This window comes from Persicobacter psychrovividus (assembly GCF_036492425.1).
Lineage (GTDB): Bacteria > Bacteroidota > Bacteroidia > Cytophagales > Cyclobacteriaceae > Persicobacter > Persicobacter psychrovividus.
On the sequence record NZ_AP025293.1, the window covers coordinates 973338 to 989750 of the forward strand.

General features: G+C 44.4%; 10 protein-coding genes. 1 reads left to right on the plus strand and 9 read right to left on the minus strand.

Annotated features, from left to right (window positions below; translation table 11 throughout):
* Nucleotides 1–3: 3 nt before the first annotated feature.
* From AABK40_RS17025 to AABK40_RS17060, 8 genes are all read right to left on the minus strand, one after another.
* Nucleotides 4–864 carry a DUF4382 domain-containing protein gene (locus AABK40_RS17025; RefSeq protein WP_332921395.1) on the minus strand — a complete coding sequence of 287 codons (861 nt, stop codon included), beginning with the start codon at nucleotides 862–864 and terminating at the stop codon, nucleotides 4–6.
* Between the two features lie 171 nt (nucleotides 865–1035).
* On the minus strand, nucleotides 1036–2739 hold the full coding sequence (locus AABK40_RS17030; RefSeq protein WP_332921396.1) for a glutamine--tRNA ligase/YqeY domain fusion protein: 1704 nt from the start codon (nucleotides 2737–2739) through the stop codon (nucleotides 1036–1038).
* Between the two features lie 218 nt (nucleotides 2740–2957).
* Nucleotides 2958–3740, minus strand: coding sequence for an SDR family NAD(P)-dependent oxidoreductase (locus AABK40_RS17035; protein ID WP_332921397.1), 783 nt, complete (start codon nucleotides 3738–3740; stop codon nucleotides 2958–2960).
* A gap of 564 nt (nucleotides 3741–4304) precedes the next feature.
* A complete protein-coding gene (gene rsgA, locus AABK40_RS17040; protein ID WP_338398270.1) occupies nucleotides 4305–5366 on the minus strand; it encodes a ribosome small subunit-dependent GTPase A in 1062 nt (353 codons plus the stop codon).
* Between the two features lie 558 nt (nucleotides 5367–5924).
* Nucleotides 5925–6848, minus strand: a complete 924-nt coding sequence (locus AABK40_RS17045) for an oxidoreductase (protein ID WP_338398271.1) — start codon at nucleotides 6846–6848, stop codon at nucleotides 5925–5927.
* A gap of 240 nt (nucleotides 6849–7088) precedes the next feature.
* Complete coding sequence (locus tag AABK40_RS17050; RefSeq protein ID WP_421953312.1) at nucleotides 7089–8678, minus strand: sulfatase family protein; 1590 nt, start codon at nucleotides 8676–8678, stop codon at nucleotides 7089–7091.
* Between the two features lie 90 nt (nucleotides 8679–8768).
* Entirely contained in the window at nucleotides 8769–11354 is a 2586-nt protein-coding gene (locus AABK40_RS17055) for a glycoside hydrolase family 2 TIM barrel-domain containing protein (RefSeq protein ID WP_338398272.1), read from the minus strand.
* 272 nt (nucleotides 11355–11626) lie between these two features.
* Nucleotides 11627–14911 (minus strand): T9SS type A sorting domain-containing protein, encoded by a 3285-nt coding sequence (locus tag AABK40_RS17060; protein WP_338398273.1) that lies wholly within the window; start codon nucleotides 14909–14911, stop codon nucleotides 11627–11629.
* Nucleotides 14912–15095: 184 nt separating this feature from the next.
* On the opposite strand from AABK40_RS17060, the gene ttcA reads away from it, so the two are divergent.
* A complete protein-coding gene (gene ttcA / locus AABK40_RS17065; protein WP_338398274.1) occupies nucleotides 15096–15908 on the plus strand; it encodes a tRNA 2-thiocytidine(32) synthetase TtcA in 813 nt (270 codons plus the stop codon).
* Here the strand turns inward: ttcA and AABK40_RS17070 are convergent.
* Nucleotides 15894–16412, minus strand: coding sequence for a GNAT family N-acetyltransferase (locus AABK40_RS17070; RefSeq protein ID WP_338398275.1), 519 nt, complete (start codon nucleotides 16410–16412; stop codon nucleotides 15894–15896). The two genes, ttcA and AABK40_RS17070, sit on opposite strands and share 15 nt — an antisense overlap.
* Nucleotide 16413: the final 1 nt, after the last annotated feature.

The window sequence follows — 16413 nt, forward strand, 5'->3', positions numbered from 1 at the left end:
GGATTATTCTGCGGTCAGTGTCAATGGTGCAATTTCATATTCGATGCCCGCTTCCACAGCAATTGCAGGAGAGCTTACCGCACGGATGGTCTGCGACTCCATATAAGTACCATCGACAATGTGGCCATCCTCGTTGAGTGCCGTACCCACTTTTACGGTGTAAGTGGCAGGAAACAAACCTGGGAATACAAAAAGGTGATCGACCGTCATGGTAGAGATCATCAGCTCGTCACCTTTGTAAAGTTCTACATAGGCCTCATCGATGCCCTCAATGTTGGTAAACATCACAGCACCTTTTACAGTACCCACTTCCAGTAATGTTGCCGAAGCCACAGGGTCCAATTTATAGCCGATGCCGTTATTATGGCTGATCGAGGAAGGATCAAGATCGATGCTCAGGGTATAAGCATGACCCGCTTTGATGGTCGGGTTGGTGATTTTTTTAAGCTTCCAGCCAGAAGTTTGCGCTGAAGGGGTTTTCAGGTCGTGCTGCTCACCATCTACATAAATTTCATTGTCCTGATCCAGTACAAAACGGATCTCTTTAATTTCACCTTCAGGCAATTGTACCTCGCCCAAAAGGCCGTCAAGGTGTGGGTTACTGATGTTGTAACGGCCAGGGTTGGCGTTTTCAAGGGTGATCCATGAACCTTCATTGCTCATTTTGATGCGCACCTGCTCAATGTTCAGAATAATGGAATCATATTCAGCAGTGGCATTCACTCTCAGGTTGCCTGGCGCTTCCATGCTGCTCATTCTTACAGACAAACGTGCTGTACTGGCATTGTCATCTGAGGAACTACATGCTGTAAATGTCATCGCCACCAAAAGGACGATCAGTTGATAAAAGGTATTCAATTTCATATAGGTAATTTGTTGAATTTGTGTAAATATATCCTTTTCAGGGATGAAAGGTAATGTTTAAATGATAAAAAGTTAAATTACTATTAATGTTGATATTAAATATGGCATAAATAAAAAACGCCTGACAGTGGGTACCGTCAGGCGTTTTTGGAAAGATTGCTCAGGCAATCATTATTTTTTCTTGCTCCAGCTGTCGCGCAGCGCTACCGTTCTGTTGAAAACAAGGCGGTCAGCTGTGCTGTCTTTATCCACGCAGAAATAACCCATACGCTGGAACTGCACACTTTGCAATGGCTTGGCCGTTTTAAGGCTTGGTTCCACTTTGGCGTTGGAAATGACCGTCAGGGAGTTTGGATTCAGGAATTCTTTGAAATCCGTTCCTTTGTGTCCGTCGGGTGCTTCATCGTTAAACAGGCGATCGTAAAGGCGAACTTCAGCATCCAGGGCGTGTGCTTCAGATACCCAGTGAATCGTTCCTTTCACTTTTCGCAAGGAAGCCTCTGTGCCAGAACCAGACTTACTGTCGGTATCATAAGTACAGTGAATTTCCGTGATGTTGCCTTCGGCATCTTTTACCACGGACTCCCCTTTGATGATATAAGCATTTTTCAAACGTACTTCTTTACCCACCGACAGGCGGAAGAACTTACGTGGCGCATCTTCCATGAAATCTTCACGCTCGATGTACAATACTTTGCTGAAAGGCACCTGACGGGTTCCAGAGTTCTCGTCTTCAGGGTTGTTTTCAGCGGTCAGCCACTCTTCCTGTCCTTCAGGATAATTGTCGATCACCAGCTTCACAGGATTCAAAACCGCCATTACACGGTCATCAATTTTGTTCAGGTGCTGACGAACGGCAAATTCCAGCAAAGCGACATCAATCACATTGTCGCGTTTACCGATACCGATGGTTTTACAGAAATTACGGATCGATTCAGGAGTATAACCACGTCGGCGCAAGCCAGAAACCGTAGGCATACGAGGATCGTCCCATCCTGTAACAATATTTTCTTCTACCAATTGCAAAAGCTTACGCTTTGACATGATGGTGTAGCTCAGGTTCAGGCGGGCAAACTCGCGCTGATTAGGCTTGATGCCTCCTTCGTAAACCTGCTCCAAAAACCATTCATACAACGGGCGGTGAACTTCAAACTCCAAAGTACACAAAGAGTTGGTGATCCCTTCAAGGTAATCCGACTGCCCGTGGGCATAATCATACATTGGGTAGATGTGCCACTTGCTTCCTGTGCGATGGTGTGGTTTGTTGATGATGCGGTACATCAATGGGTCACGCATGTGCATGTTCGCGTTGGCCATGTCGATCTTCGCACGAAGAACCGCAGAACCTTCCGCCATTTCTCCATTTTTCATCTTTTCGAAAATCGCCAAAGATTCCTCCACTGGTCTGTCGCGGAACGGGCTCGCCGTGCCAGCTTCAGTAGGAGTACCTTTTTGTTTGGCAATTTCTTCGGCAGATTGCTCATCAACATAAGCCTTGCCATTTTTGATCATCTTCACTGCCCAAGCATAGAGTTGGTCGAAGTAATCAGAAGTATATTTTGGCTCGCCGTCCCATTCGAAGCCCAGCCATTGAACGTCTTCCTTGATCGCATCAACGTATTCCTGGTCTTCTTTTGATGGGTTGGTGTCATCAAATCGTAAGTTACACTTTGCCTGGTATTGCTGAGCCAATCCGAAATTTAAACAAATAGACTTAGCATGTCCGATGTGAAGGTACCCGTTGGGCTCAGGAGGGAAACGGGTATGTACGACACCTCCGTGCTTTCCTTCCTTGATTTCTTCTTCAATCATGGACTCAATAAAATTCAGCGATTTGTACTCTTCAGCTGAATGATCTGTCTCATTATGGCTCATATGTGAATTATTTTATCTTCTTTGGGTTCAAAGATCGTTAATGCAGATCACATTTAAAATAGGTGATTAGGAATATATTGATAAAATTGAGCGGAAGGGCAGGGGAAGCCACAGCAGGATTGTTTGGCGCAAAATGGAGCAGGGAGACTGTCCGCATACAAGAGGGCTTTGCATGTGGCCATTAGAGGCGCTGCACTAATGACCTCCATGGGGAAATATCATTCTTTACTTTTCTGTGCGCTGTGAACCTGCTTCAGGATCAATTTTTTGGGAACGAAGGGCGCCATTTTGAGCATGATTTTCTGACTGGTTTTCAGCCCTGTGATTACGTCGAGTTTACCATTGATCATGCCTGAGTAAGCATCGAGTGCTACCTGATCGGCGTCGGCGGTTTCGTCGAATAGGGCCGTTTTGTCCATGCCAGAAATTTCCCCAAAACCTGTAGCTGTTGCACCAGGCATCAGGTTGGTAACCGTTACTTTGGTGTCATGCAATTCTTGTGCGATGGCATTGCTGAAAGAGGTAACATAGGCTTTTGTGGCATAGTACACCGCTTGCAAAGGGCCAGGCACCAAAGAGGCCGTGGAGGAAACGTTCAATATTTTTCCAGCATTTCTTTTGACCATGTCTGGCAGAAAAAGGCGGGTGAGGGCCGATAGGGCCACAATGTTAAGGTTGATCATCGCCAGATCGTCTTCCCATGCCCGCTGATGAAATTTGCCGACACCGCCAAAACCAGCGTTGTTGATCAGGAAATCTATGGAAATGCCACTGGCCTGCACCTCATCGTATATTTCCTGGGGGGCATTGGCGTCAGTGAGGTCCTTCACAATGACTTTGACGGCAATTTGATGTTTCTGGGAAAGTTCCTCCTTGAGTTCGAGTAATTTACCTTCACTTCGGGCAATGATCACTAAATCTCCACCCTGAGCGGCATGGATGCGGGCCAGGGCTTTGCCGATCCCGCTTGATGCTCCTGTAATTAATGCGACTGGTTTCATATGGTTATGGACGTTTGGAATTAGACAACGGAATTCGTTTTAGCTCGGCAGGTAAAAATGTCGATTATTTACCTTGAGTTATTCAGCGACCAATTTAGGGATATTCAATGAGATTTCGGTCGCAGGTGTTATAACGCTCCTTGATTGCCCGCCTGATCCATGAATTTCAGCCCAAAGAAAAAATCTTGCTGAACTTGAGAATTGCTTCAAGAGATTGGCATCGGCTTCTTTTCAAAAACCGAAAGCACCGCCTATTTATTTGTTGTTTTAATGGGCACCTCATCGACGGTTCAAGCAGGAATTATTGCCAGGTAGGTATTGAATTTTGGGCGTAAAAAAAAGCTCGGGAACCACTCCGAGCTTCAAACTAATACCAATTATAACCTATGAACCACTATGATTATACTATACAAAATAGGGACATCAAAAGTAAAAAGAAGGGAGCTGAACCGAGCGGTTGAGCTCCCTTTCTACCCAACATCAACCTATGCTAAGTATTAAACAAAGCTTGTGCCAATCTTGGATCCCGACATTAGATATTGATGAATATTCAGTGGGGATTTTCTAAGATCGCCCCTTTCGGCGTCGGCTGTCGTTTTGTGCTGAACGATAGACTTTTCCGAGGGCCTTGTCCTTTTTGCGTCTTTGTACTTTATCCATACCGTAATGGTCCTGTTCACGGTGTAGCTTTTGGTAACTGTGCCACCTTCTCGCTTCCAGTCGGCCGTCTTCCAGCGCGTCCTGCACGGCACAGCCAGGTTCATGTTCGTGGGTGCAGCCCCTGAATTTACAGCTTCCGCTGAGTTGTGAAATCTCTTCGAAAGTCATTTCAATTCCCTCTGGGCTGTCGGTCAATCCAAATTCCCTTGTTCCTGGGGTATCGATGAGCAAAGCACCATTTTGAAGTTGAACCAGCTCGCGGTGTGAGGTGGTATGGCGACCCTTGGCATTGGATGCGCTGATGCTTGCCGTAGCCATATGAGTTGTGCCCATCAACAGGTTGACCAAAGTGGATTTTCCTGCGCCTGATGAACCGACCAGAACGGCCGTTTTTCCTTGGCTGAGGTACTGGTTGATTTCCTCAGAATCTTCCTGAAACATCGAATGCAGGATAACCCTTGCGCCATTGGCGATGCCACGGACGGCCTCTTTTCGTTCTGTGCATTCCTCGGCAGAACAAAGGTCGGCTTTCGTCAGGATAATTAACGGCTCAATAGCACAGGCACGGACTTGCACCAAATAACGTTCAAGCCTGTTGAGATTATAATTGTGATCCATGCCCTGAACAATCAAAACCACATCGATATTAGCGGCCAGAACCTGCGCCTGTGCAAAAGCACCCACACTTGCCCTTTGCAAAGCGGAGCTTCGGGGGTGGCAGGCCATAATGAAGGCGGTCTGTTCATCGAAAATCATGATGCCCACCCAGTCGCCAACCTGCGGGTTATCCGAAGGGTCTTCTGTACTGTGTAGTAATTTTCCTGATAGGGTGGCTTTGAAAATGCCCGATTCGGCCACCACCTCGTAATTGGATTTATGTGCTTTTAAAACACGGGCAAGCTGGAATTCTGGGGTTGGATTCTGGTAATTTGTGGGTAATCCCCACGCAGTGAGATGATTAATCATTGCTGATAAATTTGGGTATAAAATTGTAAGTGGAAAAGTTGGGGTACAGCGACCAGTCAGCAACAGGAGAGGGTGCTGAGTAAGCGTTCAGAAAGACACTTTTTTTGGGCGCTATTTACAATTTTGATACAATCATCAGCCTCAAATTTAGCCAATTTTTGAGGAAGTGCAACAAAGTACACCGTGATATTTTTTCGACTCAGGCTGAATGGCATTGGCACCATAAAGAATTTACAGATGAACGGGCAAGCGTCAGTGGGTACCTGATTTAACAGGTAATGATGATTTGAACTGCTAAGGGATGGGGTGATTTAAGCGGCTTGAGTTTGCCTGCCATAAGGCGAAATTGATGATCGACGGGGGTAAAAAAAACAAAAGCTCGGGAACCACTCCGAGCTTTCAACTATACCAAACTATAACCTTATATTATCACTATGATTTCATCATTCTATCGGGATGTCAAAAGTAAAAAAGAAGGGAGCTTAACCGAGTGGTTGAGCTCCCTTTCTACCCAACATCAACCTATGCTAAGTAATAAACAAACGCTGTGCCAAAACACTAATTTGGAACAGTAATCACACTGAATTTTTTGTTGGTATAAAGCTCGGCGGCTTCCCATAATTGTTCGGCCACCCGTTGGTCGTGAGCATTGGTATTGGCTTGTACAATTCCTGGAGGGCCCTTCATTTCTTTAAAGCCTGTGGGCCCGAAATATTCTCCACCGATCGCCTCTGGATCGAGCGCTGCCATGATGATGGGCTGTGCGGCCTCCTGTGGTTCATGGGAGATCATGGGCATGAGTGGTGCAGAAATTTTGAGCAGCAAATCGGGTAAATGTTGCATGAGGTTGGTAGGGGAAACACCTGGGTGAGCCACCACGGATTTCACGCCACTCTGAATTTTGTGGAGCTTTCTGTTGAACTCCAAAGCAAACATCAGGCAGGCGAGTTTGCTTTGCGCATAGGCCTTCATTTTTGAATAGCCCTTTTCAGCATTCAGATTATTGAAATCGATTTTGGCCCCTTTATGGGCGATGCTGCTGAGAGAAACCACCCGACTGTCTGGGGTATTGTCCAGGAGCGGAAACAGCAGGTTGGTCAGGTGAAAATGCCCCAAATAGTTAATGCCTATCTGGCTTTCAAAACCTTCTTCGGTATAAGAGAGCGGAGGGACCATCACGCCTGCATTGTTGATCAGCAGGTGGAGTTGCTGAAATTCCTCCTTGAATTTTCTGGCGAATTCCTCGATGGAAGAGAAGTTGGCCAGGTCCAGGGGAATAAAGGTCAGTTTGGCCTCGGGCACTGCTGTTTTAATGGTGCTGATGGCCTGAAGTGCTTTTTCTGCATTGCGGCAGGCCATGACTACGGTCATTTGCTTGCGGGCCAATGCTTTGGCGGTTTCCAGGCCTATGCCTGAATTTGCGCCCGTTATAATGGCCACATAGCGGGGCTGCACGGCGACATTTTCTAAATCAAATGGCATGTTAAGTAATTGTGTGTGGTAAAAAGGTCAGTGGTAAGCTGACAAAAAGTGTGGTAATGCTACTAAAGTAGTGATTATGATTGATATTTTTATCTATTTGTTGCTTCAATAACAAAAAATAACCCCTTGCAGGGAGACTGCAAGGGGTAAAGAATTTTCAGAGCGTGCTAAAAAGAGGGCTTATCCTCCGAGTTTTCTTCATCAACTTTTGATGTTAAACACGCCCTCAAAACAGGCGAATTATTTTGAGTACAATTTTTTAGGTACCTTATAATAGTCGCGTTGTTGTTGTAGTGCCTTCATCAGGCGTGCCTGTGTGGCAGCATATTTCTTCTTGCCGAAGATGTTATGCATTTCCGTAGGGTCGGTTTTAAGGTCGTACATTTCATAGTTCCCATCCTGATAGAAATCCAATAGCTTGTATCGTGCATCACTTACGCCGTCATGTCGGTGTACAGAGTGGAAACCAGGATACTCATAGAAGTGATAGTAAAGGTATTTTCTCCAGTTTTTCTCCGATACGGAACCGTCCATCAGTCCGAGGAATGATTTCCCCTGCATAATTTCTGGTGCTTTCACCCCACACATATCCAGGAAGGTTGGGGCGAAGTCAATGTTTTGTGTCAGTGCATTGATTTTCTTTCCTTTGGCTTTGATGAAAGGGTCGCGGATCATCAATGGCATGCGGTAAGATTCTTCGTACATCCAGCGTTTGTCGAACCAGCCGTGCTCTCCAGTATAGAATCCCTGATCTGAGGTATAAACAACGATTGTATTATCGAGCAAATTGTTTCTTTTCAGGTAATCGTAGATCTCCCCAACGGATTCGTCCACAGAGTGAATGGTGGCCAGGTACTCCTGCATATATCGCTCATATTTCCAGATGGCGATTTCTTTTGGGCTGCGTTTTTTGCTGTAGAACTCGTTGTTTCTTTCTCGGTAAGCGTCCAAAAATGCTTGCTTTTCTTCTTTGGTCATGCGTCCGAAGAATACCTGTGGCCAGCGGTCATACAGCAGGCTGTCGCTGTCAATGCCACGAACCATTTTTAAGTCATGGCCTTCGTACATATCCCGTGCAATGCTCATCTCCTGTTTTCCAGCGGCAACTCTTCCTTTATAATCATCGAAGTAGTTCGATGGAACAGGGAAGTGGATGTCCTCATACAGGTGATAATTTTTGGCATCGGGCACCCAGTTGCGATGTGGCGCTTTGTGGTGCATCATCAGGAAGAAAGGCTTGCTTTTATCGCGATGGTCGAGCCAGTTTTCACACTTTTTAGTAATGATGCTTGTAACATACCCTTTCTCCTGGTGTGTTCCATCTTTGGTAATAAAGTCGGGGTTGTTATACTCTCCCTGGTCATGCAGAATCTCCCAATGATCAAAACCTACTGGGTTGGAAATCAAATGCCATTTACCGATAACAGCTGTCTGGTATCCGTTTTTGCGAAGGATATTGGCGATCGTTGGCTGGTTTCCATTGAAATGGGTTTTGCCATCGTTGGCCATAAAGCCGTTGATATGCGAGTGGGTGCCAGTGAGTACCGTGGCACGGGAAGGTCCGCACAGCGAGTTGGCGCAGTAGTTACGCATGAAGAGCGTCCCTTCGTTGGCCAGTCGGTCGATATTTGGGGTTGGCGCCAGTTTGGCAATATCAGATTTGTAAGCGGAAATTGCGCGGATGGCGTGGTCATCCGACATGATGTACAGGATGTTGGGTCTTTTTTGCTGACTCACCTGATCGGTATGCGTAGCTGCCTGTGCGGTGGGCATATGGAATGAACCCAGGCATAAGGCCGCAGACAAGAGCGTATAAATAGTTTTTTTCATCTTAGAATATGTCTGTGAAATCAAACACGGGCCGTAAAAAATAGGGTAACGGCCCGCGTCCTATTCTATGAATTTATTTACTGAAATTGCTTATTTGGAAATCAGGCTCAGACCGTTCAAAAAGGCCTGTCCGTTGGATCCTGTAATTTTGATGTTCAGTTGCTGTTGGTCATTCTGGATTAACAGTTTTTTAACCAGTGCACGGTGTCCGCCCACAACCTGCGCGGGGGTGAAATTTTTCAGTACCACCTTGCCATTAATTTCAACATCAATCGCCCCGACTTTTGTTTGCTGCCCTTGTTGATTGTTCAGCAAATAGGCTGATTGTGGACCCCAGTTGGACAGGTCAGCGAAGTTGAGCGCCAGTTGGTAAGTCCCTGGGGCAACATCAAACTTGTAGCTGAAATCCCCGATTCTTGCGGTCTGAAACAAGGGTTGTTCGTCCGTATCTTTAATCGTCGCTACGGTTCCGTTGCGGTCGCCTTGTTTGAAGTGTTCCCCGCCAATAAAACCCCAGCCACCTTCGCTGTAGGCACGATCGGCAAACCAGGTAGTTTTAGCATGATCCGTATAAATGACTGATGAGCCAGCATTGATATGGATATTTACTGGAGCACCTTTTTTGAGCTTCGCAGGGATGTTATTCAAACTCAGGGTAGCCACATCCATGGTGCGGTTTTTAGCAGCGATCAACTGATATACGCCACTTTTATTTTGCATTTTCCAGCGGGCAATGTGGTTTCTTACCGTACGTTCGCCGTGGTCGATGCCATTCACAAATAAGGACAGGTGGTTTTGGTTGGTGTACACTTTCACCTCAATTTTTGCACGATCGCCTTCGGTAACCTGCGTTCTGTTCGCCCAGTCGTCAGTGGCAATGTGAACAATCGGACGGTCTTTTACCAGGCAGGCCTGAAGGAAGTAGTAGACATCTTTTGGGGTATGATCCAGATGCACCAGACCTTTATTATTGATATGCACCATAGATTCCTGACGGGAAGCGGAGCTGAAATCTGCAAGGTTCCAAACCGATCCACCCATGATATAATCGGTGTTTTGTATCACCTTCAGGTAGTGCTCAAGATATTTTTGCTGATATTCCATAGAGAAGTCGAACTTCTGCGGATTGTTGGCATGGATACGGGCATCGGAGCCTGCTCCAAATTCCGAGATGAACAGCGCACGGTGTGGGAAAAGGCGGTGCTGCTCGGCAATGAAATGTTCGAAGCCTTTAAGTTGGCCACCGTACCAGCCTGGGTAGAGGTTCCACCCTGTGATGTCAGCAATACCCGACATGCCATAGCGGTCGTAATTGATGTCTTCATTAAAGGCCATGGCGGTTAGTCGTGAAGGATCTTCTTCTTTGGCCAGCTTGTTCAGTGACTTGCCAAATTTGGCAGTCCATAGGCAGAACAAATCACGAGGCTCTTTTTTCTTGATGCGGTATTTCACCTGAATGCAGGCTTCGTTCATCAGTCCCCAAATAGCGATAGACGGGTTGTTTCTATACTGCTCAATCATTTCTTTGAGCATATTTGTGGCCGACGAAGTGAAGGCTTCATTTTTCGACATGATATCCACCAGTGGGATTTCCTGCCAAACGATAATCCCCAAGCGGTCACAGGCATCCAGAACAGCAGGGTCTTGTGGATAATGTGCCAGACGGGTGAAGTTGCCACCCATGTCTTTGATCATTTTCATGTCCGCAAAATGTTGCTCATCCGACACCGCAATTCCATAAGGGGCTTTATCCTGATGGCGACTTGCACCGATCAGTTTTAGGGGTGCGCCATTGAGTTCAAATTGATTTTGTGCATTGATGGCAAACCATCGGAAACCTACCTGATGTGAGAAGGTGTCCAGTGTGCGTCCATGGCGATCTTTCAATGTTGCGGTCAAGTGGTAGAGTAACGGGCTGTCAGGGCTCCACAGCTGTGGCTTGTTGACCGTCGGCATTTCTACGTGCCAGGATTTCGTGCCTTTATGGAAATACTTTTTGAAAGTTTTCGCCATCACCTTTGATCCGTCAGGGGCAGTCAGGACCACCTCCATTTTCAGGTTCTGCGATTGTGCGCTGTTAATTTTACCTTCAAAAGAAAGTGAAGCCTGAGAGGCGCTTACTTTTGGCGTGCGAATGATTCCTCCCCAGCCACCAAGCTGATCAAGGTCAAAGTGCGTTTTGGCTTTGGAAACCATCCATACATCGCGATAGATCCCCCCGAAGATGGTGAAATCCCCCGATAGCGGTGCCAGGTTTTTATTTTCATTGTTCACCACAACTTTCAGCCTGTTGGTTGCCCCAAATTTCAGGGCTTTATCCAGTGCAATATTGAAGGCCGTATAGCCTCCTTGGTGCGCCCCAAGAAGTTGGTCGTTCAAAAATACCTGAGCTTTGGAGTTGACACCCTCGAAGTGTAAATAGTGCAATCGGCCAGCTTCCGCCTTGTCGATGGTGAATTGCTTTTCATAAACGGCATACCCACGATAATAATCCTTCGTTTTGTAGGCATCCAGATTGTAAGTGTGCGGAATATGGATGGCTTCCATCTTGGCGTTGGGGTGCCCCGAGGCATCACTCAGCGCAAAGCTCCATCCGCCATTGAATGACGATGTTTGGCATATTCCCTGAAAGGGAAGCAGACAAACGGCCAGTAAGCTTAATAAAAAATACTTCATTATTGTAAGAGGTTAAAAACGCTAATTGCTTTCTTTACCCAAAGGTCATGGATAAATAATAGAATAAAGATTTTTAACCCACATCAAATCTACTGCGAAGGGTGAAGTCGCACTAATGAGCTATAAAAGAGTTGTTTTTGGCTATTTTTTGTGATAATGTAACCCGAGGTTAGTAATGTTGTAGGGTTAAAAACCCTACAATATGAGTACTACTGTATGCAAAAAAGCCCAGGCTTTCATTGCCTGGGCTTTGATGTTGGAGGATTTTATACCTACTCAATCACAATTCTTCCCGTAAATTCATTTTCACCGTCCAGTGCTCTGATGATATAAAGCCCAGGAGCAAGATGGCTTACATTGATCTTGCCTTCGGCATCAACAAACTGCTCAATCAATACCGTTCCCGCCATCGAAATCAGCTGAACGCTCGACGGGTTCGCCACCTCGATATTCAGGATGTTTGTCGTTGGGTTCGGATACGCTAAAAGTGCAATTTGTGGTTTGTCCGCACCAAGTGGTCGGGTTACTACCGCCAAGGCTTCTGAAGCATCTGATCTTTTGGATACCGCACTCGCATAGACGCGCTGATAGAAGTTGTAAGTTTCTCCTTCTGCAAGATCAGGGAACTCCGTGCTTCGTTGCCAGCCTTCGCCTTCAATGCGGTATTCCATGAAGGGTTGTTCTTTTAAAGTAATGTGGTTGGCATCTATTTTTTCTGCTTCTGGTATGTTAGGCTTATTTTGCTCGAATATTTTTGCGTAGGATGCTTTGGAAGCAATCACTCCATCTTTCTCAGAAGAAGTTACCACGTATTTAAGGTTTGCATAAAGCAGGCTTTCATCTAAGGTTAAAGTGTTAGTCGTAATGCCTGTTGGTGTATCGAACTTATACCATTCTCCAGTATAATCAGTCACATTAATTTCATCAACCAAGGCGGTAATCGCCTCTCCAAATTGAGGTGTTCCATTTACGCTAATTATTCCTTTTAAAGGCTGATTCTCCAACTCGATTTCGACCTGAATCTTTCCAATGGCGTTTTTATCGTGATTTTTCACCTTAAAATAATAAGTCTCTCCTGCCGTGACAGAATAATGCTCTGTGTTACCATAGGCACAAGTTGTGATGGATGAAGCGCTACGGCCATTGATTAATAGTTCACAACTTCCTGTAAATGTATAAATAGAGAGCTTATTATCTCGTGAGAGGTTACAATTTCCAATCGAAATTATTCCATTTGCTGGTGCCAAGTATTCAAAAAATACCGTATGCTCTGTCAACTCATAGATTTGAGGAATTAAGGGGAGGCTCTGCGTACAGCTTCCATGGTTTTCATCCCCTTTTGTAAAACGAATCTTTTGGTTGATATTATTAAGATATCTTTTCCCTTCAAAGTAATAGGTCTTGCCCTGTTCTACATAGAAAGGAGAATCTGAATACATATAACTACCTGTTTGATAAGTTGCATCACATGAATTTTTAACATGCAAGCCGATGTTTTTGGATGATCCTATGAACTCCAGATTTAGCAGTCCACTAAATGCGGCGGTGTATTTGAAATAGTTGGCCCTCCAGTTGTTCTCCAGCAAAGCTAAGGTATCACCCAGTTCAAATTCCATAGCGGTTGCACACGTTTCTTTTGTTTCAGCGATGGTTGAACTGATCTTAATGGTGTCTTGTCGATGTAATTGGTCTGAATAGGCGATTATTTCTTCACCTTTTCTTAAAAAGAATATATCACTCGAACTGATGTCGTATTCACCTAAAAGTTCAACACTTCGAGTGAAGTTATTATTTTGTCGATATGAAGGTTGTTCATTAAAGCAATCCAGATAGAAATAAGTTTGCATGGTGTTAATGCCATTACTTGGTTTGGCCAGAGTTGCTGAAAATTGATAAAAATCATCCTGTGGTGCTGTAAACCTCCAGTATTGTTCATTCCCCACCACATTTTCACCCAAATGGTAAGGTTGAGCATTTTCACATAGGTCACCTTCCTCGATAGGTCTGTATTCAATGAAAATCTTTTTATTTTTTTGAAGGGATTTATAAAATTTAAAATCAATCTGCTCCCCTTTCTTTACCGCAAATCGAGGAGTAGAAAAGTTAAATTCATCGCAAGTTCCCACCTCAATTCTGATGTCTGCTGCATTGTGAAAGACCAATACTCCATCTGATGTTGCTTCAAATCGATAAAATTCAGGCGTTATTTCATTTCCGTTAATCGTCAAAGAGTCTATTGGTAATACCTGAGCATTAGCGCAATGTGTTGGTAAGTTTTGCTTTGACTCAAAAGTAATGTCAAATGACTCAACCCTATTAATGAAGCCAGGATTAAATATATACTGATCACCCGCCTTGAGCAAAATATCATGTGTGGTATGTGTTTTATGGCCTTTGCAATCTTTGCCAAATATAATCCAGTTAACCTGTTCTGGATTGAAGTGTAATATACCGTCGGTTTCAGGTGTAAATGTATAATAGACTTCCCAAATATCTTTTGGTACTTCATTCGCTCCGATCTTTAGAGGCAGTGGGTTGGAACATGATCCAATTTCCTTTTCCATTGGTTCGGATAGATTGAAGGTAATCGGAAAATCTTCTTCTATGCTTGTTCCATTTTCTAAGCCTAAGAAAATGAGGTAATTGCCTTTTGATAAATTCTTCTCAAAAGGAAGACTATTAAAATATCCGCTATTGGTACAAGATTCTTTTACTTGGATATTCAAATGACTTTGCCCTTCTGCATCAATGGTCAATAATTTGTCCTCCTCAAGGCTTATGGAATAATATTGAGCCGTTTGATCCCTTGGGAAATCTACTGTTTCCCCATGCTGCACAGCAATGGCATTCAAACAAGATGGCTCCAAGTTTTCCTGGTCGTGGAAAATTAATTTCCATTCAAAATCTGTGGTAATGGAATTGGGATTGGCTTCTAAATAGATGCTTTCTCCTGCGAAGACATCATATTTTATGTTTCGAGAAGGGCTAACGTATTCGTCATTACCATTGCAAGATGATTTGAGGTAGAAGGTCATATTCGGATCTGAAACAATTGATATTTGCCCATTAGTTTCAGGAGTGAAGGTATAATAAGTTGAAGTATGTGTTGAGTTGGTGATGTTTTCACCAGCATCTACAGGAATGGCTAAATCACAAAATTCGCCTCCAACTATTGACCGAAAATCAATACTCAGTTCAAGAGCGTCGTTATTGTAGTTTTGGCACTTAAACAAAAAAACTTGCCCTTTTTGGCATTTGATACGCTGATCTTTTCCAGATAAATAGTCATCCACTTTATCAGTTTGACAGTTTGGGTAAACAAAGCTTATAAAATGCTCATTAGCAGTTAGGTGAATGTAGCCATCAATAGGAGAAATAAGTTTGTACCAATTACCTCCAGGGGCAAGCGGCAGTGTGATGGATTCCGTAAATTCTATTGCGTCTTCGCAATTAGATGGATCTTGAGCAAATAGGGTAGTAGGTAAAATAAATGAGAGCATAACCATGTATGTTAATCTCATTAACCCTTTCATTGAAGGATGTAAAGATAGTTTCATATGTAAAGTATTGGTTGATATTTTTATAAAAATAGATAAAATAATTATGGTCTCAAATTTTCCATAGGATACTTGTTAGATTGGCTTTTACCCTTCATTGAAACAGATTGATATTTTTTTGCCTGTTTTCCAACATATCCTCTTTGGTTTTGAAAATCCTTTTAATCCACTGATATTTGCACCAATGGAAGAATTAGTGAATGAAAAGCAGGCGCTGAAGAAGTTGAAGAAAAAACTGACTTCGGCAACTTCTCGCGCAATGATGGACTTCAGTATGCTGGAGGAAGGGGATAAGTTGATGGTTTGTCTATCGGGAGGAAAGGACAGTTATGCCTTGTTGGATATGGTGTTGCATACGCAGAGGGTGGTGCCTTTTCATTTTGATGTGGTTGCGGTGAACCTGGATCAGAAACAACCTGGCTTTCCTGAGCACATTCTTCCTGAATACCTGAAAAATCTGGGGGTTGATTTTGAGATTGTCGAAAAGGATACCTATTCAGTAGTAAAAGAAAAAGTACCTGAAGGCAAGACGACTTGTAGCCTTTGTTCACGCTTGCGACGAGGCAACCTCTATGAAACTGCCAAGCGGTTGGGCGCAAATAAACTTGCCCTTGGTCATCATCAGGATGACATTATCGAAACGTTTTTCTTGAATCTGTTTTTCAGCGGAAAACTGGAGGCCATGCCCGCCAAATACCTGACCGACGACGGAAGCCTAACCGTTCTGCGTCCGATGGCCTATTGCCGTGAGCAGGACATCGCTGACTATGCAGCGTTGCGCGCCTTCCCGATTATCCCTTGTAATTTGTGTGGATCACAACCGAAACTGCAACGACAGGTGGTCAAGGGAATGCTCAAAACTTGGGAACAGGCTTATCCCGATCGTATGGAGATCATCATGAATGCGCTTCAGAATGTGAGTCCTTCGCACCTGTTGGATCATCAATTATTCGATTTTATGAATATGCACGGTCGCGATTTGTCAGCACTGCGGTAGCGGAGATTGATTGCTGAACAGCATAAACTTCTTGGGCATTTGTGGCGGTAGGTGCTGCTGTTGTTGAAAGCCAAGCCTTTTTAACAGTTGCTGGGATTTGACATTGGAGGAGGTGGTAATGGCTGCGCATGGGTGAATGCCTCGGACTTTTCCATAAGCGAGCAAGGCACGGCATGCCTCAAGCATATAACCTTTTTTACTGAATTGGGGCAAGAGTGCAAAACCGATATCAGGCAAGTCAAGGTAAGTTCTTTGCACAAAACCACAGATGCCGATTGGTGTATTGGAGCTCTTGAGCACAATTTTGCGCATACCCATCGTGGGGGATTTATACGCAGGAATAATAGAATCTATAATATAGGTTCTTGCATGTTGCGTATTTTCGATATACTTGTCTCCGATAAATGTCAGCCAGCCTTTGGTGTTCATCAATTCAAGCAGAAACTGATCGTCCTGTAGATTGATAGGCACAATGGAAGTTCTGGGGGTTATGATTTTTAGCATA

Coding starts and splice junctions, on each gene's coding strand:
- AABK40_RS17025 (WP_332921395.1), bottom strand. CDS start 864: ATGAAATTGAATACCTTTTATCAACTGATCGTCCTTTTGGTGGCGATG.
- AABK40_RS17030 (WP_332921396.1), bottom strand. CDS start 2,739: ATGAGCCATAATGAGACAGATCATTCAGCTGAAGAGTACAAATCGCTG.
- AABK40_RS17035 (WP_332921397.1), bottom strand. CDS start 3,740: ATGAAACCAGTCGCATTAATTACAGGAGCATCAAGCGGGATCGGCAAA.
- rsgA (WP_338398270.1), bottom strand. CDS start 5,366: ATGATTAATCATCTCACTGCGTGGGGATTACCCACAAATTACCAGAAT.
- AABK40_RS17045 (WP_338398271.1), bottom strand. CDS start 6,848: ATGCCATTTGATTTAGAAAATGTCGCCGTGCAGCCCCGCTATGTGGCC.
- AABK40_RS17050 (WP_421953312.1), bottom strand. CDS start 8,678: ATGAAAAAAACTATTTATACGCTCTTGTCTGCGGCCTTATGCCTGGGT.
- AABK40_RS17055 (WP_338398272.1), bottom strand. CDS start 11,354: ATGAAGTATTTTTTATTAAGCTTACTGGCCGTTTGTCTGCTTCCCTTT.
- AABK40_RS17060 (WP_338398273.1), bottom strand. CDS start 14,911: ATGAAACTATCTTTACATCCTTCAATGAAAGGGTTAATGAGATTAACA.
- ttcA (WP_338398274.1), top strand. CDS start 15,096: ATGGAAGAATTAGTGAATGAAAAGCAGGCGCTGAAGAAGTTGAAGAAA.
- AABK40_RS17070 (WP_338398275.1), bottom strand. CDS start 16,412: ATGCTAAAAATCATAACCCCCAGAACTTCCATTGTGCCTATCAATCTA.